The following is a 20,221-nucleotide window of genomic DNA, read 5'->3' as shown; positions in this document are numbered from 1 at the left end:
CAGAACTTGTTGTCATTTATGATACGGTTCCGTATACACCAACTGGTTTCTCTCTGAATCCCAGCGCCATGCTAAATCACCTTGCAGCCACAAGCCGCCATACCACTCGTCTATTCCCTTCATCTTCACCCAGTCATGTGCCCCCGCCGTTATATTTCTCCCTACTTCCGTTAATGCAACAACGCATTGGTCAAAGGATGGAGTTGTTTTCTTTTGATGATCAGGAAATGAGTGGGGCCCTTGAATCTCTAATAGTGCATGTGGTTGTTCCGACATATTCCTTAAACGATACCAAAATTCCAAATCACCCATTCCTAGACCACTCATTCGGTTCCCGATCTGCTTAAACAGCTCTTGTGGAGAATTCACTCCTTGCTGGACGAGTTCCAGGGTTGTCTGCTCTACGATGCCCAGCCCATTCATGGTGGAAGGTAGACGAGATAGGTGCAGTTCAAGTGCCACATGAGCAAAAGGCAGGGCAAATGTATCTTCACGTAAAATGTCAACATGCCGCGTTATATCCGGGGAAGTATATGCCTCCCAGATTTTTTTGCCCGTCTCAAGCTCCTGCTGACCGATCTGCTGCCACGTGCCTGACAATTTTTCTAACTGCTTCGTTGTAAGCTGTCCTAAGCCCCTAAACGGATCAATACCGGGGTAGTTGCCGATACACAGCAAGCTCAGTTTGGTTTGACCTAGGGTCTGCGTCGAAAACCAGTGCAACAAGTAGCTTAGCATCAGCTGGTCGAACAAATCGTGCTCGAACCATAGCACGACTTCGTCATACTTATGAAAGTTATGCAGAACCTGCTCCTGAGTCTTGCAATTGGACACATAGTCTTCCCCTGGGATACCGAGAGTTTTCTCTAAATATTCCACTCTAGCTGCTCTCGATGAGTGCTCGCTCATTTCAAGGGAAACCGGACCTACCGGATACACTTCTCTCCAGACCAAGATATCCCCACGAATGGTCCCTTTCCTCAGCTTGTCACCGACATGATCTCCGTTAACTATATGTAGCACCGACTCTCCTCCTTCATAAATATCGTTAAACATGGATACAAAGTCGGTGACAAGTAGTGAAGCTCTCAGCTTATTGCGGGCATCAAACAACCGTTTTTTCAGCACAGATGGAGATACGCTTAGATAGCTTGATATTTCACCGATTGAGTACCCTTGAAAATAGTACAGCTGAACCGCCAGTTTTAACTTGTCAGATAAACCCTCGACGGATTGATGAAGCTTTTGATGCCATTCCCTTCTCTCTGCGATGAGTTCCACTTCATATTTCTCCACATCCATTACTATAGTTTCGGCCAACGGCATCATCGTGGGCCTCTTCCGGCGCAAAAGACGATGACATTGACGTTCGACAATGATCTTGAACCATCCAGGGAACGCCTCTGCTTCCTGTAATTTATGGAGATTGGCAAAAGCCTCAGCGAACGCCTCCTGAACTGTATCCTCTACCAGACTCCAGTCCCCCAACCTCGTATATGCTACTGAAAAAGCCATCCCACTGAAATGCTGCACGATCTGCTTCCAAGCATTTTGATCGCCTAGCCGAGCTTCCTCAATCCAACACTGCACCTCTTGCACCTCCTCTGTATGCAAATTCTATATATAAGTGCCGGTATTGCTGCAAATGGTTACTTTGTTTGATTGAAGTTGCGAAAAACCTATAGCAAGTTTAGAGCCATCCCTTATAGGATGGCCCTCTCTAATTAAACTATCGTTTCCCGTAATTATAAATACTTCATCATGATGTTTGAAACGGTCTGTTGTTGATTCCCCCAATCATAATCGGAGTTATCCAGTATAAAGGATTGAAAAGGAAGTTGCTCAATAATGTGCAATTCTAGCTCTCGTCGATACTCAAGGAACTGAATATATCCTTCGTACCCGTGCAGCCCCTTATTCTTTCCATAATCCTGCTCTGTATGGTACCAAATCACAAAATCCAGCCACTCTGGAGACCTCATCGTTTTCACTCGCTCAATCGTCTCATGGATGTGAGGTTGCCTTCAACGATACCAATTTCGTTTTCGTAGCTGGTAAATTCGCCATAGTATCACATCCTTATGAATTAAGAATCCTCTGACGAGCAATAAAAAAGCATTGGGTCTTGAGGACTGACCCAATGCTTTTATAGATGAACTATAATTATTTAATTATTACGTATTCCAGGTTAACCAGTTTTGCATAAGTAACAATTTGGTCTGTGGTTAGATTCAAGGAAACCACGGTATGGTGACCGCCACCGTTCTCAATCCATGCTTTAACTCCATCTTGGAAGTTTGGCTTCACGTTCCACAGTACACGAGCCACTGGAAGTTTTGGAGCAGGAACTGTTGGTTCAAATGCAGTAACCTCATTGATCAGCAGTTTATAATGGGTGCCAAAGTCAGCCATGGAAACAACTACACCGTCTCCTGCCTTACCGTCAAATACCAGACGGGCTGGATCTTCACGATCGCCGATACCTAACGGAGACACGATGATTTTAGGCTTGTTGCTTGCCAACGTTGGGTCAACTTCAAGCATATGGGATTGAAGGATCGATTCCTGACCCGCTGCTAATTCATAGGTGTAGTCTTCCATAAAGCCAGTGGATTGGTTATGGCTCATGACTTTAAGCAAGCGATCGAGCGCTGCAGTCTTCCAATCACCTTCACCAGCAAATCCGTATCCTTGTGCCATCAGACGTTGAACGGCAAGACCAGGAAGCTGTTTCATACCATAGAGGTCTTCAAAGTTTGTTGTGAAGGCAGTATAGCCGCCATCATCCAGGAATCGCTTAATAGCAATTTCATAGCTTGCTTGCACTCTTACGCTGGATTCCCAAGCTTCCTTGCTGTAAGTACCATAATCAAATTCATAGAGTTCGGAGTATTCCGCGAACAAAGCATCAATTTCTTCTTCCTTCACAGCATTGACGTACTGAACAAGGTCGCCAATTCCGAAATAGTCAACGGTCCATCCAAATTGAATTTGGGCTTCAACCTTATCACCTTCCGTAACACCAACGTTACGCATGTTGTCGCCGAAACGGGCAACTTTGATATTGAGGCTTTCGTTATAAGCAACCGCTACATCCATCCACTCTGCGATTTGCTTTTGCACTTCTGCACGTTCCCAGTAACCTACAACCACTTTATTCTGTTTCTTCAAGCGGGCGTTGATAAATCCATATTCACGGTCACCATGAGCTGCCTGATTGAGGTTCATGAAGTCCATATCAATCGTAGCCCAAGGAATGCTTTCATTATACTGTGTAGCCAAATGAAGCAGCGGCTTTTGCAGCAATTTAGTACCACGAATCCACATTTTTGCAGGTGAGAAAGTATGCATCCAAGTGATGACACCAGCAACCTCGTCACGATAGTTGACTTCTTTCATAAGGCTGGTGATTTTGTCTGCACTAACCGCCAGATCCTGCAATACTAGCGGATAAGGCAGAACGCCGCTCTTATTTAGGGCATCGGTCATTTCCTGTGCGTGTGCTTTGACTTCTGCTAATGCTTCTTCTCCATACAGATGTTGTGAACCTACGACAAACCAGAACTGTTTTGTACCTACTGTTGACATAACATTCATCCTCTTTTCTTCGTTTGTTAGTTTAGTTGGTCTTATTTTTGTCCGTAGTAAGCGTCTTTCCCATGTTTGCGCAAATAGTGTTTATCTAGAATACGCTGCGGCAATTCTTCAGCAAAATGATTCAATTCCCGTGCGAATAAGTTCATTTTCGAAACTTCTTCCAACACGACGCTATTCATAACTGCGGATTTCGCATCTTTCCCCCAAGTGAAGGGAGCGTGACCCTTAAGCAGGACACCCGGCACTGCTAAAATATCCAGCCCGCGCTGCTCAAAAGTTTCGATGATGACACGGCCGGTTTCGGCTTCGTAGCCACGATCAATCTCCTCTTGTGTCAGGAAACGAGCACAGGGAACAGAACCATAGAAGGTGTCTGCATGAGTAGTTCCCATTACAGGTACATCCAGGCCTGCTTGAGCCCAAATCGTCGCCCAAGTCGAATGCGTATGCACAATACCGCCGATCTCTGCGTAGTGCTTGTAAAGTACGGCATGAGTCGGTGTATCCGATGAAGGTCTCATCTCTCCTTCAACAACATTGCCGTCAAAATCAACAACTACCATATCGCTAGGTTTCATCGTGTCATAACTAACACCACTCGGTTTGATAACGAATAAGCCACGCTCACGATCAACCGCGCTTACGTTACCCCAGGTGTATTTCACGAGTCCATGTTTAGGCAAATCCAGATTGGCTTGATATACTTCTTCTTTCAGCTGCTCTAACACGTCAATTCCTCCAGTTTTCCACTAGATTATCTACAGCAGCCTGCTCAATCGCCAGGCCTTGTGTGTAGCGTTCTAGGAATGTTTCGAATCCCTTAACATCGGAACGGTCAGGATGAATCTCTTGTCCCTCAACATCTCTGAATACTTTTTGGTCGAGGAAGTCTTCCAGACTTTCTTGTTGATCCTTGTTCATCATGTAAGAAGCCAGAATAGCCATACCCCACGCTCCGCCTTCTCCAGCTGTTGACATCACGGATACCGGAACATCCATGGCTGCCGCAACAATCTTTTGTCCGACGATAGGGGTTTTAAATAAACCACCGTGAGCCAGAATGCTGTCAATTGCGACGTTTTCTTTCTTTGTCAGAATATCCATCCCGATTTTCAGAGCAGCAAACGCAGTGAACAGATGAGTACGCATGAAATTGGCCAAATTGAAACGGCTCTCAGGGGAGCGGACAAACAATGGCCGGCCTTTCTCTATTCCGGTGATATTCTCTCCTGACAAATAGCCGTAGCTAAGTAAGCCGCCGCCATCTGGGTCTGCTTCCAAAGCCTTGTTCAGCAACACACTGAATAATTGATTTGGATCCGCCTTTTGCCCCATGGCCTCATAGAACTCACGGAACAAGCCCAGCCAAGCATTCAGATCACTTGAACAGTTGTTGGCATGAACCATTCCGACCGGATTACCATTTGGTGTGGTCACCAGATCAATTTCCGGATATACCGCTGAAAGGTCCTTCTCTAATACAATCATCGCAAAAACCGAGGTTCCCACAGACACGTTGCCGGTACGTTTTCTCACACTATTCGTAGCGACCATTCCTGTTCCCGCATCACCTTCTGGAGGACAAAGCGGAATACCTGGTTGTAAATCGCCAGATTTATCTAAGATTTTGGCTCCCGTTGCGGTTAGTACACCTGCCTGCTCGCCCGAGATATGAACTTTAGGAATAATGTCTTGTAACTTCCAATCGTAACCTTTGGCTGCAACGAGTTCATCAAACTGCTTAACCATCGACTCGTTATAATCATGTGTAGTCTCATCAATTGGGAAAATACCCGAAGCGTCTCCGATACCAATTGCTTTGTTGCCAGTCAGCAGCCAGTGGATATATCCAGCCAACGTCGTCATAAAATCAATATGAGAAACGTGTTGTTCTTCGTTCAATATCGCTTGATACAAGTGAGCAATACTCCATCGCTCAGGAATGTTGAATTGGAATTTATCAGTTAAAGCTTTTGCTGCAGCCCCGGTTGTCGCATTCCGCCAAGTCCGGAACGGAACAAGCAACTCACCCTTGCTGTCAAAAGCCATATATCCGTGCATCATTGCAGAGAATCCTATAGAACCAACCGTATGAAGGGTGACTCCATATCTTTGTTCAACCTCTTGTTTCATTTCACTATAAGCCTCTTGCAGACCCGTAATGATAGTCTCTAAGTTGTACGTCCAATATCCGTCTACCAAGAGGTTTTCCCACTCATAGCTTCCAGATGCGATTGTTTCAAAACGATGATCAATCAGTACTGCCTTGATACGTGTGGATCCAAATTCGATACCAAGTGAGGTTTCTCCCTTAGTAATCGCTTGTTTAATGTCTTGATCCATGCTCACGTTACTCCTCTCTCTGAACAACTGTTATAACTGCAATAATCAAAGAAGGCGCTTTCTTTTGTTTACAGCCTTAGTATATTTTTTGTGCGTACATTTGTCAACACGAAAACATAGTTATGCCTACAAATAGTATGATGAACCGAGTATTTTTCTATTTTATCTTTAGTATTTATACAGATAGGACAATAGATTATAATAAACTCATAATTATGCTAAAATATGTACATACAAATATTATGGATGCATCAATTAGTATTAGAACAACTTGGAAAGAAGGAATAAAGTGAAACCAAAGTATCAGGTTATCCTTGAGGATATAAAAAGCAACATTCTTTCAGGAGCATACAGCGTAGGAGAACAAATTCCAACGGAATTGGCTTTGCAGGATAAGTATAAAGTTAGTCGCCAGACGGTTCGCAAGGCTATTTTAGAACTATCCAACGAAGGTTTTTTAAGAAGTGAAAAGGGATCGGGCACCTATGTCAGCAACCAATTTCGATCAAAAACCGGTGGGAATTCCAGCAATAAAACCATCGGAGTCATCACGACTTACATCTCTGATTACATCTTCCCCTCTATTATTCGCGGGATTGAAGCCAGATTAAATGAAGATAATTATTCATTACTATTAGCGAGCACCAATAATGATGTCGCACAGGAAAAGAAAGCTTTGGAGATGATGTTGTCCTTTGGTGTAGACGGTTTGATCATTGAGCCTACAAAGAGCAATCTATATAATCCCAATATCGCTTACTATCTGACGTTCAAGGAACAGGATGTTCCATTCATCATGATTAATGCCTATTATGAAGAGTTGGAGGTTCCTTACTTCTGTCTCGATGACGTACAATCCAGCTATCTGGCAACCAAAGAATTGATCGCTAACGGACACACACAGATTGGCATCATTGCCAAAATGGACGATTTACAAGGGAAGTATCGAATGAAGGGTTATATCAAAGCGCTTGGAGAAGCCAAATTACGCTTTCACCCCGAGCAAGTGCTCTCATTCTATACAGAAACGAAGCAGGATCTGTCCACCAATTTGAAGAAATTCCTGACCGAACAAAGAGACGATTTAACCGCAATTGTCTGCTATAACGACGAGGTGGGATTAGAAGTTGTACATGTATGCAGACAGCTTGATATATCCGTTCCCGAAGATTTGTCCATTATTGGCCAAGACAATTCCTATATCTCCAAAAATGCGAACATCAAACTAACGACATTGACACACCCACAGGAACAAATGGGCCGGGATGCCGCCGATTGGGTTATTAAGAAACTGCAAGGGAAGAAGGATCTAAGCAACCAAACCTATTATCAGCCCGTGTTAATTGAAGGAGAGACGGTAAAGAAGAAACTGAAGTGAAAGGGTTCATAGCCCCTTTAAACCTAGTGCCTAATTGTCATATGACACTTTGGAGTGATTTGGTATGGTGGGTGACGAAATGTAACTTGTTGGTATGACAAATCCTTTGCCATACTTGGTTTTGCCGGACGCATAAGGCAAAAATACATTTCAAGGAGAAACCATTCATGGAAAAAATGATTTACACCATTCTCGCGGTTCTATTATTATCTACTACGATAACTACCGCATGTATGGCACCCAACGGCGCGTCAGTTGCCGCACCCGTTAACATACCAGTTGCATCTGAAAAGGCTAGCTTGGAGGGGCCGCGAGATGCCAAGGAACTAGAGGCTTTTGCAGATGGTGTTTTTGCGGACAAGATGAAAAAGTTTAATACCGTGGGTTCTAATTTTGTGGTCGTCGCAGGTGGGAAAGTGATACTAAGCAAAGGTTACGGGTATGCCGACAAAGGCAAAAAAATCCCTGTTGATAAAAATACCGTTTTTCAAATCGGCTCTGTTACAAAGTCATTCACTGCATTGGCAGCTATGCAGTTGGTTGATAAAGGAAAAATGGATTTAAAACACGATATCCAAGAGTATTTAGGAGGAATAAAGGTTCCGAATAAAACAGGAAAAAAACTGACGATGTTTGATCTACTTACATATTCAAGTGGATTTGATGAACCAGATATTCTCATGGAGATGCATCCAGAATACGCGGACAAATATTTTCCAATGAAGAAGTACATTGCATCAAATATGCCAACTGTGGTCAGGCCTCCAGGAGAAGCGTACACTTATGACAATTTTGGTTTCATGCTAGCGGGATATGCAGTAGCAAACGTAACGGGTATGTCGTATTCCAAATATATGGAAAAGAATATTTTCAAACCGTTAGGCATGAATTCGACGAGTGTGCGGTTTACCCCCCAATTGTTAAGCAGAATGGCTGCTCACTATGGACCAACAGGTGAACTGATTCCCTTGGACGGGTTTAAACCAACGGAAAAACCTGAAGGCGGTATCGTTTCAACCGCAGATGACATGGCAAAGTACCTCATTATGCACCTGAACAAAGGCAAGTACAAAGGTAAAGAAGTGGTGAGCCCAAAGAGCATAGAGCAAATGCACACATACCAATTATTCCCTGACAAGGAGTTCCCGGTTACAACAATTGGATTCGAAGGCTACTTCAAAGAGAAGATGAATAATCAGCATGTGATTCTAAAAGGAGGGAATGTTACAGGGCATTCTTCCTTGATTGTTATTCTGCCTGAGAAGAATACAGCGATGTACATGTCCTACAATAACGACTCCATGATGAGTCTTGACGTGTATGAAGAATTTATGAATCATTATTATCCGAGAAAATCGGAGGTTCCAAAGTCAACCTACGCGACATTAAGTGAGCAGCAGGCCCAAGACTACGTGGGATTATACCAAAACACGCGTATCGCTGCCTTAAGGACGAAGGTTTCGTATTCGGACGGAAAATTAATAATGGAGACAGGAACATCAGGCAAACATACACTAAAAATGATCCACCCTTTATTATTTGAAGATGAATCAGGTAATAAATTGACGTTTAATAAAAATGAAGCAGGCCATATTGCATATTTGTATTACATGCAGCTCCCAGACCTCGTTGCTTATGCGCAAAAAGTAAACATTGATTCACCATTTTCTGATGTACCTGCGGATAGTAAATATATTTCATATATAAACAACCTTAATGCTTTGGAAGTCATGAGCGGAAAGTCAGCCAACCTCTTCGATCCGAAAGGAACGATGACTCAGGGAGAATTCTCAGAAGTGCTACTGCGCGCCCACGGGTGGTATAAACAACCTTTCATGATTGAACCGAATAAGAAGCAGATGATGGCCGGACTACGTAATTATCAGCCTAATTCTCCTATCACTAGACAAATGGCGGCGGTAATGATCCAGAACCTGAAACAGGTTGAGCCTGGAATTAAGGTTAAATTGAGTGGCGAAACGGATGCTTGGGCAGTTAAAGCAGTCACAGCTTTGGTTTCCCAAGGTATCATGGACCCGAATACCAAGATCAATGTAGACGGCTCCATAGACTTCCGCTCCAAACAGCTTTTGAAGCGTCAAGAAGCCAGTGCCTTGTTGGATCAAGCATTTAATTACTATATGTTGCCAATCAGTCACTAATTCAAAAGATTAAATAGAAAAAGTAAAATAATACTCCTAATATACAAAAACGCTACTGACAACGGAACATCAGTGGCGTTTTACATTTTTCCGGATTCCTCGTAAATCCGATTTCGGAATGTTCAGGCTCTGCCACGCCATAATTAAATCAAAGGTGAGCTCGCAGGTGCCGATCATCTTTTAACCAACATATAGTGAGGGGGAAAATAATGAAAAGCCAATTAAGAAATATTACGGTTGACGGTTATGCATTCGTTTATTGGTATACAGGCGGGTCTAGCTTCATCTTAAACCTATCTCCGAAAGAGAATAAAAACATCAAAATTACGTTAATGTTCCAGGCAGACCCTCCTGAAGAAGAGCCTCACACTTCTTGGTCCTTTTATGACATTTCAGCACAAATTAATGGAATGGAAACTGTCATTCATCTGGGTAAACCCAAGCATATCGCTGAAATCATCTCTTACTTGATAGCAAAACGACAAGAACTTTGGGTCCAGGGGAAGCCTCACGTTCTGGATCATGCCTGGGATTTACTAAAGGAAATGGGCTATTGCGAGTTAAAACCGATTTGGATTAGACAGTGGTAGTGATAATGGTTTGTGGACTAGCCCCCTCTGACCACCCAAAGGGAGCTTAAAGTCCACAGGTTAACGATTATTCGTTATTCGGCGTGGTCGGACTAGCCGAGGGCATCAAGCCTTTAACGGCGCCGAGAAACGGGCGAATGGACTTGATCATACCGTAACCCATCTTCACAACCGGGACAAATTTCTGGATCATACCGAACAGCCGTAAGCCGCCGCCGAGCATACCTCCAAGCCCTCCTGCGCCCGCAGTTGCACCGCCAAGTCCACCAAGTCCGCCGAACAGCGAGCCCATCATCGGTAGGAATGCCGACACCTTGGCATCCGGCTTGCGGGAGCGCGAACGGCCAGATGGTTTGCGTGCGCCGCTTCTCCGGTTACCGAGACGGACGCCTGGGGCATGCAAACCAGCTCTGCGTTTGAGAGATCGGGAATCTTGCTTCCCGGAAGAAGCACGTGGGGGAGCTCCAGCACTCGCAAGTACCAACCCGCCACGATTAACGTCAGTGATGTAGCCGACGTAAGTCTCTCCGTTGTGCAGGGTGACACAGACCGGACGGCCCTGAAACTTCTTAGCCCGTGCACGCATCTCTTTGGATTGTGCCATGGAAGTTCACCTCGCTCACTGATTATAATTCAGTTTACGCCAGGGGCGGGCTGCCTGCTTGTGCGAATGGGGCATAAGCACGCCGAAAATCGTTTGATGGGCTCACCGCGTTCAAGTCCTCCCGAGGGTCCCTACGCTATATCAAGAGAATTGCCAAAAACCTGCTACTGGATGTTGTATCTCAGTTGTCCCCATTTTGGCGAAAATATATAGTGATCCAAAACCAAAAGGATAATTGTAATCCTCCTGAAGCAACGTTTCGGGGTAACCATCTTCATCTACCTGAAATAAAAAAGAGAATGATTCCTCCTTCAGCTTTGCAAAATAATAGTCTTCATTTTGAATAAGTCTCGGGTTTCCGCCTACTTTGATCAAAAAAGGCTGATCCATCGATTTTTCGTCATGGCTTAGTTCCCCGTTTGAAATTGTATGCTTTATAAGTCCCGGGTTAGTAAACATATCTTTAACGCTTTCAGTCGAAATGGGATGCTCAATCACCTTGATCGAGCAATTAGGATAAATGTTATTTTCCAAATACTCCTCATAGTCTTCAGGGATGAAGATCGAAATCATGCTCTCAGGTTTAAAGGGATGGACGAGGCTCAAGTAAAAAACATATTTTTGGTTACCTTCGTGAATGAGGTCTTCTTGATCATCAAAGCATTCAGGTGCATTCCCACCGATCCAGCCTGCACTATGTTCGTTCGATAGATCCGATCCCGCATAATAAAGAATACAATTTGTTCTCTCAACTAAAATATTCTTTTGGTTTTCATTAGGCATTTTACAACTCTCCCTCAAGAAACTTAACGAGGTGCTTAAATGCGAATACCCTTACTCTGCCGCTTCCGCCAGCCATGCTTGCATAGCCGGAGACTCCGCCCGATTCAAACGTAAGGCGATTTCGGTATTGATCTCATCTGGCGGCATGACCTCGACAAGGACGCATACAGACTCTCGCGGTTGATTCAAGGCAAATACGCCTTCATCATCGAGCCTTTTCATCGCTAGCTCCATGGCCTTCAGCCTCGAATCAAATTCACGATTCCATTCGTCAGCTTCAAGTTCCGCAATGGAAGGACGCTCCATAAACAATTGTTTAACATCATCGAAGTTCTCATCCCTGAAACAACAGTAGGGTGAATCGGCATAGGACCATTTGATGAGTTCCGCAATCGTTGATCCCGGCGTGCCGCTTTCTTCTCCTTGTCTGGCCGCTTCCCTCTCCAAGGCCTCCCATGACCAGGCGGAGATGCTTGGCGCATGTCCCTCTCCAGTCGTAAATAGCGTGCAGTAATAGTAACGTTCGCCATTTTCAAACAGAGTGCGAAAGGACGTCCTAGCCACATCGGCAATCTCTGCCGTCAGCGCCTCTATCTCTTGCTTCGGTTTCATGACATTCGCCCCTTAGCCCCATAAAATATATATCTTATTTCCATTATAAAAATTGTTTGTCCTAAATCTACCTACTTCTTGCCTGAATCCTGGAAATAAGCGCTTAAAAACAGAGTTGGAGAAAAGGAAATGAAAGAGGGGCTGGCACAACCAGCCCCTCTTCTATAATGCTCTCGTCAATCTATATCCTGCTTGAGCTGAATCTCTTTCCACTTCTCCTTCAAAGCTTTTAAATCTTTTACGAAGAACCTAAATAAATTGGGTCGTCTTCTTACTGCAAGCGGGTGATAGGTGAAGCTGATGGGCGTACCCTGCAACTCATACCAGCTGCCTCGTAACTCCTTGACACTGGCACCCTCCTTATTAGAGAATATGGCTTCCACTACGACATTACCAAATCCAAATAATACAAGCGGCTGCTTCTGAAAGAGCTGCAACTGTAGATGAGGGAGACACGCCGCTCTAGCCTCGGGTTTATTATAGGCACGTATCGGCCGGCATTTTAGCAAATAGGTGACATAAACATCATTTACGTCTATCCCGGCCTCTCTCATGCCGTATTGGAGTGTTTCCCGGGTACCGCATAGAAACGAGTTTCCTTCCCGATCCTCCCGGGCTCCGGGGTTATCCAGAATCATCATAAGCGGAGCCTTCGGATTTCCTTCACCCCAGATGACACGATTCCGCTGCTTGGATAGCTCGCAAATTTCACAATGCTCTATACCATTGGGTGCTTGTCGTGCAGCTCCTTCCTTTCACACACAATGAATCTATTATGCCCACCTCAAGCAAAAACTTGCCTAAGGTTCAGCATAACGGGTCCATCGGAAAAAGTAAGGGCAGCTAAACTGGATCAAAAGAAGCGTAAAAAAAAATCGCGTCCTCCAGAGGAGAACGCGATATAAACCAGCTTGACTCCGTATTTCAACATCGTCATTTAAGCTTTCGGGCAACCACCGCTAACCGACCGTTTTCGGTCGAGTACTCACACGTAGACAGTACAATAAGCTTGTCGCCATAACGGGGGGTTATACCCGTTTCATATAGAGCAAGTTTTTGGATGTTCTGAACATACGAATCGAACTCGACGGGCGTACTTACTTTCTCAATCTGGTAGTATTTAAATACATCATCTGATTTGCGATAAACCTGTGACAGAATAACGGCAACAACCTCATACTCTTCCTTTTCATAAAGTGTACTGAACTGGAACGTAGCATGCTCCTTATAGAAGCTTTCTTGCTTATACTTCATCAAATCTTTGAACATCCAGCCGTTTTTCATATGATGTCCGTGAATCAGTAAAATATCGGAACCGTTGATTCGGCTGTGCTCGTCCAAAAAGGGGAGACCGAGTTTGCTCTTCTTTTTATCGAAATCATGATCGAGATAGTACTGCTCATCTTGTGGATTCTGCATAACCGGGTACTCAATTCGGGTACCGTTAATCTTCAGCCAACCGACGATGTCCGGGTTTCTCTCGTAAAGCTCTCGAAATTCGGGAAGCATGACCGGCTCATTCGCTTTCGTAATCAAAAGGGAGGGGATCGCCTCCCCTCCTCCTTTGTCCGATTGTTCCTCCCAAACTTTTGCTAACTCTTCGATTTTCACTTGATCGGCATAACCCCACAGGAAAATTCTCGCTATATTGGCGAGAGAGAATACCAACACAAGGAAGGAAACGGCGATAAGAACTTTTTTAGTTTTACTCATTTTCTTACCGCCTTTCCGGTTACTGAATATGCTTTTTCTTCTTGCCGCTGAGTAAACAGAATCCAATCGTAATCAAGGATATCAGCGCCAAAACCATATAGAAGATTGGCGATGGACTGCTATCCCCTGTTTTCGGAGCATCGTCCAGCTCGTAATCGCCATTGGCGACTTCATTGTCGACGCTACCGCTTGCGTTGTTGCCTTTGTTGATTTCGTTGTTCACGTTGCCTGCTCCGTTATTAACGTTGCTTGCTCCGTTGTTCACGTTGCCCGCTCCGTTGTCGACGTTGCTTGCTCCGTTGTTCACGTTGCCTGCTCCGTTATTAACGTTGCTTGCTCCGTTGTTCACGTTGCCCGCTCCGTTGTTCACGTTGCTTGCTCCGTTGTTAACGTTGCTCGCTCCGTTGTCGACGTTGCTTGCTCCGTTGTTCACGTTGCTCGCTCCGTTGTCGACGTTGCTTGCTCCGTTGTTCACGTTGCTTGCCCCGTTGTTCACGTTGCCTGCTCCGTCGTCGCTGTTATCGGTACCGCTACTGCCACTGCCGGACCCAGTTCCGCCGCCACTGCCGCCGCTATTGCCGCCACCACCGCCGCCGGAACTTATCGGCTTCAACTGTATATCGTGGCGTACGATGTCGCTTCCGACCGAGATAGTTGGGCTTGTATACGCATCATACCCGGCTTTGGTTACAACCAGGTAGTAATCCGTGTTCGGGAATACCATGTATGCATATGCGCCGTTTGCGTCACTGTTCTGACTTGGGCTGGCGTTATCATTCGGTGCAAAGCCCGGAATCACTGGCAGCGTTACTTTCGTGCCCGGCACGATGCCGTTCGCTGTGTTTCCTGGCGTATCAGCATAATATAGCGTCACTTCAGCGCCTTCAATCACCATGCCGGTTGTTGCATCCGTAATGATGCCATACGGGTCAACGAGCCCTTGGGAAATATTCAATTCCCCGTTGGCCTTCACATCCAGATCCGCTTGAAGGACCGTTAATTCTTGACCTGGCGCCACTTCGTAGCGCACTTCCATTTTGTAAGTCTTCGCGGCTAAACCGTCCGCTGAGAAGACGCCGTTCGACTCTAGGTTGAACGCTTTGGGCGCGCCATTCTTATCCACTACATACTGGTTGCTGGCATCCCGCAAGTAGATGTGCATCTTGCCAGCGAGCTTGCTGTCCAGCAGCGAAGTCTGCCCTTCAGGCTGCTTCAGAAGCACAATACCTACCGCCGTAATATCAGCCGGAACGGTCTCGTCCGTCACACTGCTGTCCACATTTGCTTTTTGCGTGAACTCGACAGGCACATCCTTTCCGCCTACCGGATACCACTTCGTAAATGTGATCGTGTAATCGGTATCTGCCTCGGCAATGACCGAATACTCACCTTTCTCATTCGTCTGAATCGTCTGCTTCTCGCCTGTCTTCAGATTGGTCACTGTGATGGATGCATTCGGAATGACTTCTCCTGTGTTGTTGTCACGCAGCACGCCTTCCAGAACTGGAAGCTGGCGGGTATTCACAAAGTGTGCTTCAGCCGCGCTTTTCACCGGAATGGTACCCGTGCGAATGAGACTTGCGGGATCTGTCACATAACCGTCGTCCGTGTAATTATCTTCGGTCACCGTATATTGGAGGTACGTAGGAAGTCCTTCCACAATGAACAGTTCCTCATCTTTAAGCTCAAAGGTATCCCCACTTCTGATGGTGCCCTTACTGCCGTCCGACTTCTCATAGGAGTAGGAGCCGTTTGCTCCCTCGCCTGTGAAGGTGACCTTGTACTTGAACGCCTTCGTTTTGTTACCGCCATTACCTTGAACCTTGTTGCCAATTAGCAGGCTCCCCGTCATGACTCGCATGTTCTTGAATGGGGCAACTTCATCCTTACCCTTCATGACTCCGGTATAGTACCGCTCCCCAGGAGTAGTCATGTATTCATCGGTTGTATAGTCTTTCTGGGTAACTGTGTAAGTTAGATTCTTAGGCAGGTCCAAAACATCCAGTGTCTCTCCATCCTTGAGCCGGAGGGTACCGCCGGACTTGATCGAACCTTTGTCGCCGTCCGACTTCACGTAAGAGTAGCTTTCATCCTTACCTGCACCCGCAAAGCTGACGGTGTATTCGAACTCTTTTGTCTTGTCGCCGCCGTTGCCCATGACCGTATTGCTGATGGTCAGCTTGTTGACAATTCGTTCATTAACAAAGTCCGCCTTGTGGTCACCTTTATTCACAATTGTTCCGGACCATTCTCTCGTCTCCGGATCAGTCGTGTAGCCGTCAACCGTCGTATAATCGCCCTCGGTTACGGTATAAACCAGACCCGCAGGCAATATCGGCAGCATCGCAGTTTGTCCGTGCTTGAGGGTAATCTTGTCACCGCTTTTGATCTTGCCATACGTATTATCTGGCTTCTTATAGGTGTACTCTCCGTCCTTGCCTTCGCCGTTGAAGGTCACGGTGTACTCAAACTCTTTGTCCGGGTCGCTGCCGTTGCCTTCCACCTTATTGCTGATGGTCAGCTTGCCTTCGGCCGGTGTAGGAACGATCAGCGGATTGTTCGATTCCACCTTCTGTCCATCAACAAGGACAGGCTTGCCGGGCGCATCGATGACACGTACCCGGTATATCGTAGTCGTAGGCAAGTAAGTGAGGAGATCAATATATGTCTGTTTGAGCAAATAATCCCCTGGCACCTGAATAATGAAATTCGTTTTGCCGTCCGTGCCCGTCGTTTTTTCCACCATTACATTATTTTCTTTATCCCTAGCCGGTGTACCGTCAGGATTGAGCAACTGGAACTTTACATCCTTCAGCGGTGTTATACCGTCGGGACCGACTTTTTTAAGGAAGAGCAGGCCGTTTTCATTGGCACTTCCCGCTACATCGTTCGCGTCCAGCATAATACTGCTCTGCGCTCCGATCGGCGGAAGGGAATCATCGCCCATCAGCTTGATGGAATTCCCAGCTGTTCCCGGCTGCATGCCCTGGGATTCGGTCTGGTAAACGATCTGATAGAACTTGTTCGGATCGACAAAATCAAACCTAAGCGTCGATCCCCCGGTTGCCGGGTCTGTGCCTGCGGTGACTTTCACCTCACTATTCGGATCCGCAAGATTCAGCGGTCCTCCGTTACGCTCTAAAGTGCCATCCGGCTTCAACTTGCCGGGATAGACAGCGATGTCGGAAGGTTCGAGGGATAGGCCACCCTCCGCATTTTGGCGCAGCTTCAGACCTTTGGCGAGAGTATCCAGCAGATAAACGCCCGGCTTCATCTCGAACGGAGGTGTGTAATTCACCGTCCATTCCTGTACACCAGAAACAGGCTTTTGCACCGTCTTGCTCAGAGACTGCACAGGTACAATGATTCTGTGAGCTTCGGTAGCACTATACGGCTTGTCTCCCCATTTCATGGAGAACATAGCCTGATTCTCCCCGGCGTTATTATTGCCTAGCTTGTAATTGGCAAGCGCGGCATTGGTTGGACGCGCCTTCACCAGAATGACGTAGGGACTCTCCAGCTTGGAGAAGGTGAAGGTTCCTTCATTGTCATCCTTGGTAAAGCTCACCACATGCTGAGGCGTACCCGGCGCAATGACTGAAACGGCCTGTGCATATCTACCACTTCCGCCTTTACCATCGGTTCTATAGCCGGTACCACCTTTATAAAGTCTATAAGCCTCGCCCGGAGCATAATCTACAAACTCCCAGCCTTCCGGCAATACATCCACCAGCTTGATGTCGCTGGCTACACGGGTGCCGCCATCCTTGGCCATCTCCTCCGTATTGAAGCCTGGCATGTTCACCGCCAGCCGGAAGGTGACCGTTCTATCCTTGCGGTCATAGCCTGCCAGGATGTAATTGTCAGGACGGGAGTTGTCCATATACCAATTCGGGTCGCTGGCCACGGGCGTTCTTTTCCATATGCTGTCGCTCCATTGGCCTGAATAGTTTCGGTTCCAATCGGCTGCAACCCCCTCTAAACCCGCCGTGTTCGCATACAGCATCTCCTTGTTCAGCATCCGCACAAGGTTCGAGGTGTTGGCTTCGGCGCGACTCACATAATCGTCACCGTCGAAGAGCAGTCCCCGGTTGCTCCATGTGTTTCCAGCGTTATCCTGGCGGAACAGGTTATCCGGGTTGGTAGTGACAGACTCAAAGGAAACGCTCCCTGGTACATCTCCTTGGTACCCGGTCACTTTGATAAGGTCCGCCACCCGCTCGCCGTTCACCGTCAAGGGGATCACTTCACCGTTCAACCCATTGCTCACAGTCAGCGTATTCTCGCGGTATTTTTGCCAAAGCTGCTTGGTGTCGATCTGGCTCTTGATTGCATCCAGAGTTGTCGACGTTACCTTAGGATTGGCATCCAGATTATTCAGTACATCGAGAGAATCGCCGTGAACCAGCAAATCATAGACGACTGGAGCATCCAGATTGTACTGCAGCGTCAAGTTTATCGTCCACTTGGTGCCTGCGACGTTGTGCAGCGCGGTGGTTGTGGTCGCACTTTTCATGAAGGCATGTGCGCCAATTCTAACCTGTGCAGTGTCCACAACGGCAGCAGGAGCGACCCAGCCGGTTGCATCGTTGTTCTGGATGGCAGTTCCTCCATCCTTCACATCCAATTCCCAGTTTGCGCGCGCTTTGTAATCGAAGATTGACTTGCTGCTGTCTGTCACCTTCGTCACAACTGTCATATAGAGGGGCCCGTCCAGATTCCCGCCGATGGCGGTTCCGATCTCGTACTCCCCTGCGGCGTTACGGGTAATTGGGGTATCCGTACCGCTGTCCCCATTCTTATAGGTTGCGGAAACAAACTCCGTCCCGTCGGGCAGGACGTCTGTAATTTTAACGTTCTGCAAGCCGGTTCTGGACAGTACACCGTTATTGTTAATCCTTTTGTTGACCTCAACCGTCCACGTGATGAGCGTATCGTTTCCACTCTTGCCCGGCTTGCCGCTCGCCGCAATCCAGTTGGGGCGTATAGCAATCCGATGAGTATTTGATGAAGCCTTCACATCGGTAGCGTCACCCAAAAGCTTTGCGGTATTATCAATGCGGTTCCATCCATACTGATCAGCAAAATTTCCGTTCTTTTCGTAGTAATAACTATTCTTAGGAATCCACGTTTTGAAGGTAATAGTCGCCGTGCTTTTGACGTTATCTACAGTGGATACGTCTGGGAACTTGTAGAAAAGTGTACGATCAGCAGCATAATCAGGATCTGCCGCATTTCCATCCACAGTGAAGGACCCAGGCACATATACACCGACGTTCGCAAGCTCATCAGAGAAGGTCAACCCGTCCAGCCGCATGGGGATGGTCTTATCGTCCGTGTCAGTTGCAGTTACTACCGCCCGCCACGTAATGGTACCCTCTTGAAAAGAAGGGCTGTTAATCCCACTGTCATAGCCGCCGTTGCTTAAGGAGCTTACAGTAATGGTATACTCGGGCACCAAATCCGAGTTTTTAAACTTATAGCCATCTCCGAAAATGGTCGTATCCCCGCCACCGCCAGGGGTCTGATCTGCCGCTCTAGCAGCAGCGGAAAAGCCGATTTTGACGTCGCGTCTACTGCCATCATATACTCCTGTGCCGTCAAACGTAATTTTGATTGAATCGGCAAAAAACTGGACGGTAGCAATTTTCAGTCCGCCCTGATTGATTGGCATAGGAGCTGTAGGCGCCAAATTCACACCAGGGAAGTAGGTCGCCTTATCCAGGACGGCATAATCCCCCTGCTGAATCACACTTTCGGGCGGAGCATTGAGATCGTCGCCCTTGGTCGGCACAGCGATACTATCCAGTTCAAGGGTAAAATTCTCCCGGCCGTTAATCTCGCCCCCTGCCGGAACCACAGCTTCAGGGTTACCCTGCTTCACTGTAAGCTTGAACGTCGGATTGGCGTTCGCCAGCACCGCCGTTTTGTCCGTCAGATTTGCCGTCAACGCCGCGAAAGTGAGCAGCGGAGCGTACACCGCCTCAGTTGCCGACGACGGTTGGTCTGGCGCGCCGTACACCGCCTCAGATACCGAAGGCGATTCAGCCGCATTCTGCGAGCCGGATTCGTCATCCGCATATGCAGCAGCAGGGAATACCACTGTCTGCAAGACAAGCAAAACTGCCAGGCAGAAAGATAGCATAGTTTTACCTAAACTGCTTTTTTGTTTCAATACGAAAATCTCCTCCATTTCTAAATTTTTTTTTGGAGCGGCCAGTAACTTTTTCCCTTCATCTTTGGTCATCTTCGGCGCTTACAACAGAAAGTTACCAAATTCGCCATATTTATATGGCGTGTCCGATCATTATAATATAGAGACCTAGACAAATTCTAAACAATTGCCAGACTTTAGACCCGATTTTATACAAGTCTAAGGAACTATACATAGTAAGCTAGACATGGATTCCTCCCTTCTTCATTTCTCATATTACCTCCC

Annotated in this window: 14 protein-coding genes; 3 read left to right on the top strand and 11 right to left on the bottom strand. The window is 46.6% G+C overall.

Going from position 1 to position 20,221, the window contains the following annotated elements:
* Positions 1 to 12: 12 nt before the first annotated feature.
* From KSP24_RS03680 to KSP24_RS03660, 5 genes are all read right to left on the bottom strand, one after another.
* Positions 13 to 1,590: a sigma-70 family RNA polymerase sigma factor gene (locus tag KSP24_RS03680; protein ID WP_129548462.1), complete on the bottom strand. Its 1,578-nt coding sequence runs from the start codon at positions 1,588 to 1,590 to the stop codon at positions 13 to 15.
* 155 nt (positions 1,591 to 1,745) lie between these two features.
* Positions 1,746 to 1,991 carry a P-loop NTPase family protein gene (locus KSP24_RS03675; RefSeq protein WP_254207593.1) on the bottom strand — a complete coding sequence of 82 codons (246 nt, stop codon included), beginning with the start codon at positions 1,989 to 1,991 and terminating at the stop codon, positions 1,746 to 1,748.
* A gap of 172 nt (positions 1,992 to 2,163) precedes the next feature.
* Positions 2,164 to 3,588: an L-arabinose isomerase gene (gene araA / locus KSP24_RS03670; RefSeq protein WP_216974502.1), complete on the bottom strand. Its 1,425-nt coding sequence runs from the start codon at positions 3,586 to 3,588 to the stop codon at positions 2,164 to 2,166.
* Positions 3,589 to 3,629: 41 nt separating this feature from the next.
* Complete coding sequence (locus KSP24_RS03665) at positions 3,630 to 4,325, bottom strand: L-ribulose-5-phosphate 4-epimerase (RefSeq protein WP_058711384.1); 696 nt, start codon at positions 4,323 to 4,325, stop codon at positions 3,630 to 3,632.
* 1 nt (position 4,326) lies between these two features.
* Complete coding sequence (locus KSP24_RS03660; RefSeq protein WP_216974501.1) at positions 4,327 to 5,940, bottom strand: xylulokinase; 1,614 nt, start codon at positions 5,938 to 5,940, stop codon at positions 4,327 to 4,329.
* A gap of 289 nt (positions 5,941 to 6,229) precedes the next feature.
* Here KSP24_RS03660 and KSP24_RS03655 point away from each other — a divergent pair, with 289 nt between their 5' ends.
* From KSP24_RS03655 to KSP24_RS03645, 3 genes are all read left to right on the top strand, one after another.
* Positions 6,230 to 7,318 (top strand): GntR family transcriptional regulator, encoded by a 1,089-nt coding sequence (locus KSP24_RS03655; RefSeq protein ID WP_216974500.1) that lies wholly within the window; start codon positions 6,230 to 6,232, stop codon positions 7,316 to 7,318.
* 167 nt (positions 7,319 to 7,485) lie between these two features.
* Positions 7,486 to 9,480 carry a serine hydrolase domain-containing protein gene (locus KSP24_RS03650; RefSeq protein WP_216974499.1) on the top strand — a complete coding sequence of 665 codons (1,995 nt, stop codon included), beginning with the start codon at positions 7,486 to 7,488 and terminating at the stop codon, positions 9,478 to 9,480.
* 209 nt (positions 9,481 to 9,689) lie between these two features.
* On the top strand, positions 9,690 to 10,070 hold the full coding sequence (locus tag KSP24_RS03645; RefSeq protein WP_216974498.1) for a hypothetical protein: 381 nt from the start codon (positions 9,690 to 9,692) through the stop codon (positions 10,068 to 10,070).
* 67 nt (positions 10,071 to 10,137) lie between these two features.
* Here the strand turns inward: KSP24_RS03645 and KSP24_RS03640 are convergent, their stop codons facing one another.
* From KSP24_RS03640 to KSP24_RS03615, 6 genes are all read right to left on the bottom strand, one after another.
* A complete protein-coding gene (locus KSP24_RS03640; RefSeq protein ID WP_216974497.1) occupies positions 10,138 to 10,674 on the bottom strand; it encodes a hypothetical protein in 537 nt (178 codons plus the stop codon).
* Positions 10,675 to 10,815: 141 nt separating this feature from the next.
* Positions 10,816 to 11,457: a hypothetical protein gene (locus KSP24_RS03635; RefSeq protein ID WP_216974496.1), complete on the bottom strand. Its 642-nt coding sequence runs from the start codon at positions 11,455 to 11,457 to the stop codon at positions 10,816 to 10,818.
* Positions 11,458 to 11,508: 51 nt separating this feature from the next.
* Positions 11,509 to 12,069 (bottom strand): DUF4303 domain-containing protein, encoded by a 561-nt coding sequence (locus KSP24_RS03630; protein WP_216974495.1) that lies wholly within the window; start codon positions 12,067 to 12,069, stop codon positions 11,509 to 11,511.
* 176 nt (positions 12,070 to 12,245) lie between these two features.
* Positions 12,246 to 12,791: a uracil-DNA glycosylase gene (locus KSP24_RS03625; protein WP_216974721.1), complete on the bottom strand. Its 546-nt coding sequence runs from the start codon at positions 12,789 to 12,791 to the stop codon at positions 12,246 to 12,248.
* 211 nt (positions 12,792 to 13,002) lie between these two features.
* The gene (locus KSP24_RS03620) at positions 13,003 to 13,782 is read right to left on the bottom strand and encodes a class B sortase (protein WP_216974494.1); all 780 of its coding nucleotides are present in this window, start codon (positions 13,780 to 13,782) and stop codon (positions 13,003 to 13,005) included.
* 19 nt (positions 13,783 to 13,801) lie between these two features.
* The gene (locus KSP24_RS03615) at positions 13,802 to 19,957 is read right to left on the bottom strand and encodes a DUF7601 domain-containing protein (protein ID WP_367949282.1); all 6,156 of its coding nucleotides are present in this window, start codon (positions 19,955 to 19,957) and stop codon (positions 13,802 to 13,804) included.
* Between the last annotated feature and the right edge of the window lie 264 nt (positions 19,958 to 20,221).

It is taken from the genome of Paenibacillus sp. AK121, from assembly GCF_019042715.1.
Lineage (GTDB): Bacteria > Bacillota > Bacilli > Paenibacillales > Paenibacillaceae > Paenibacillus > Paenibacillus polymyxa_C.
This window is presented reverse-complemented; position numbering and strand designations above follow the sequence as displayed.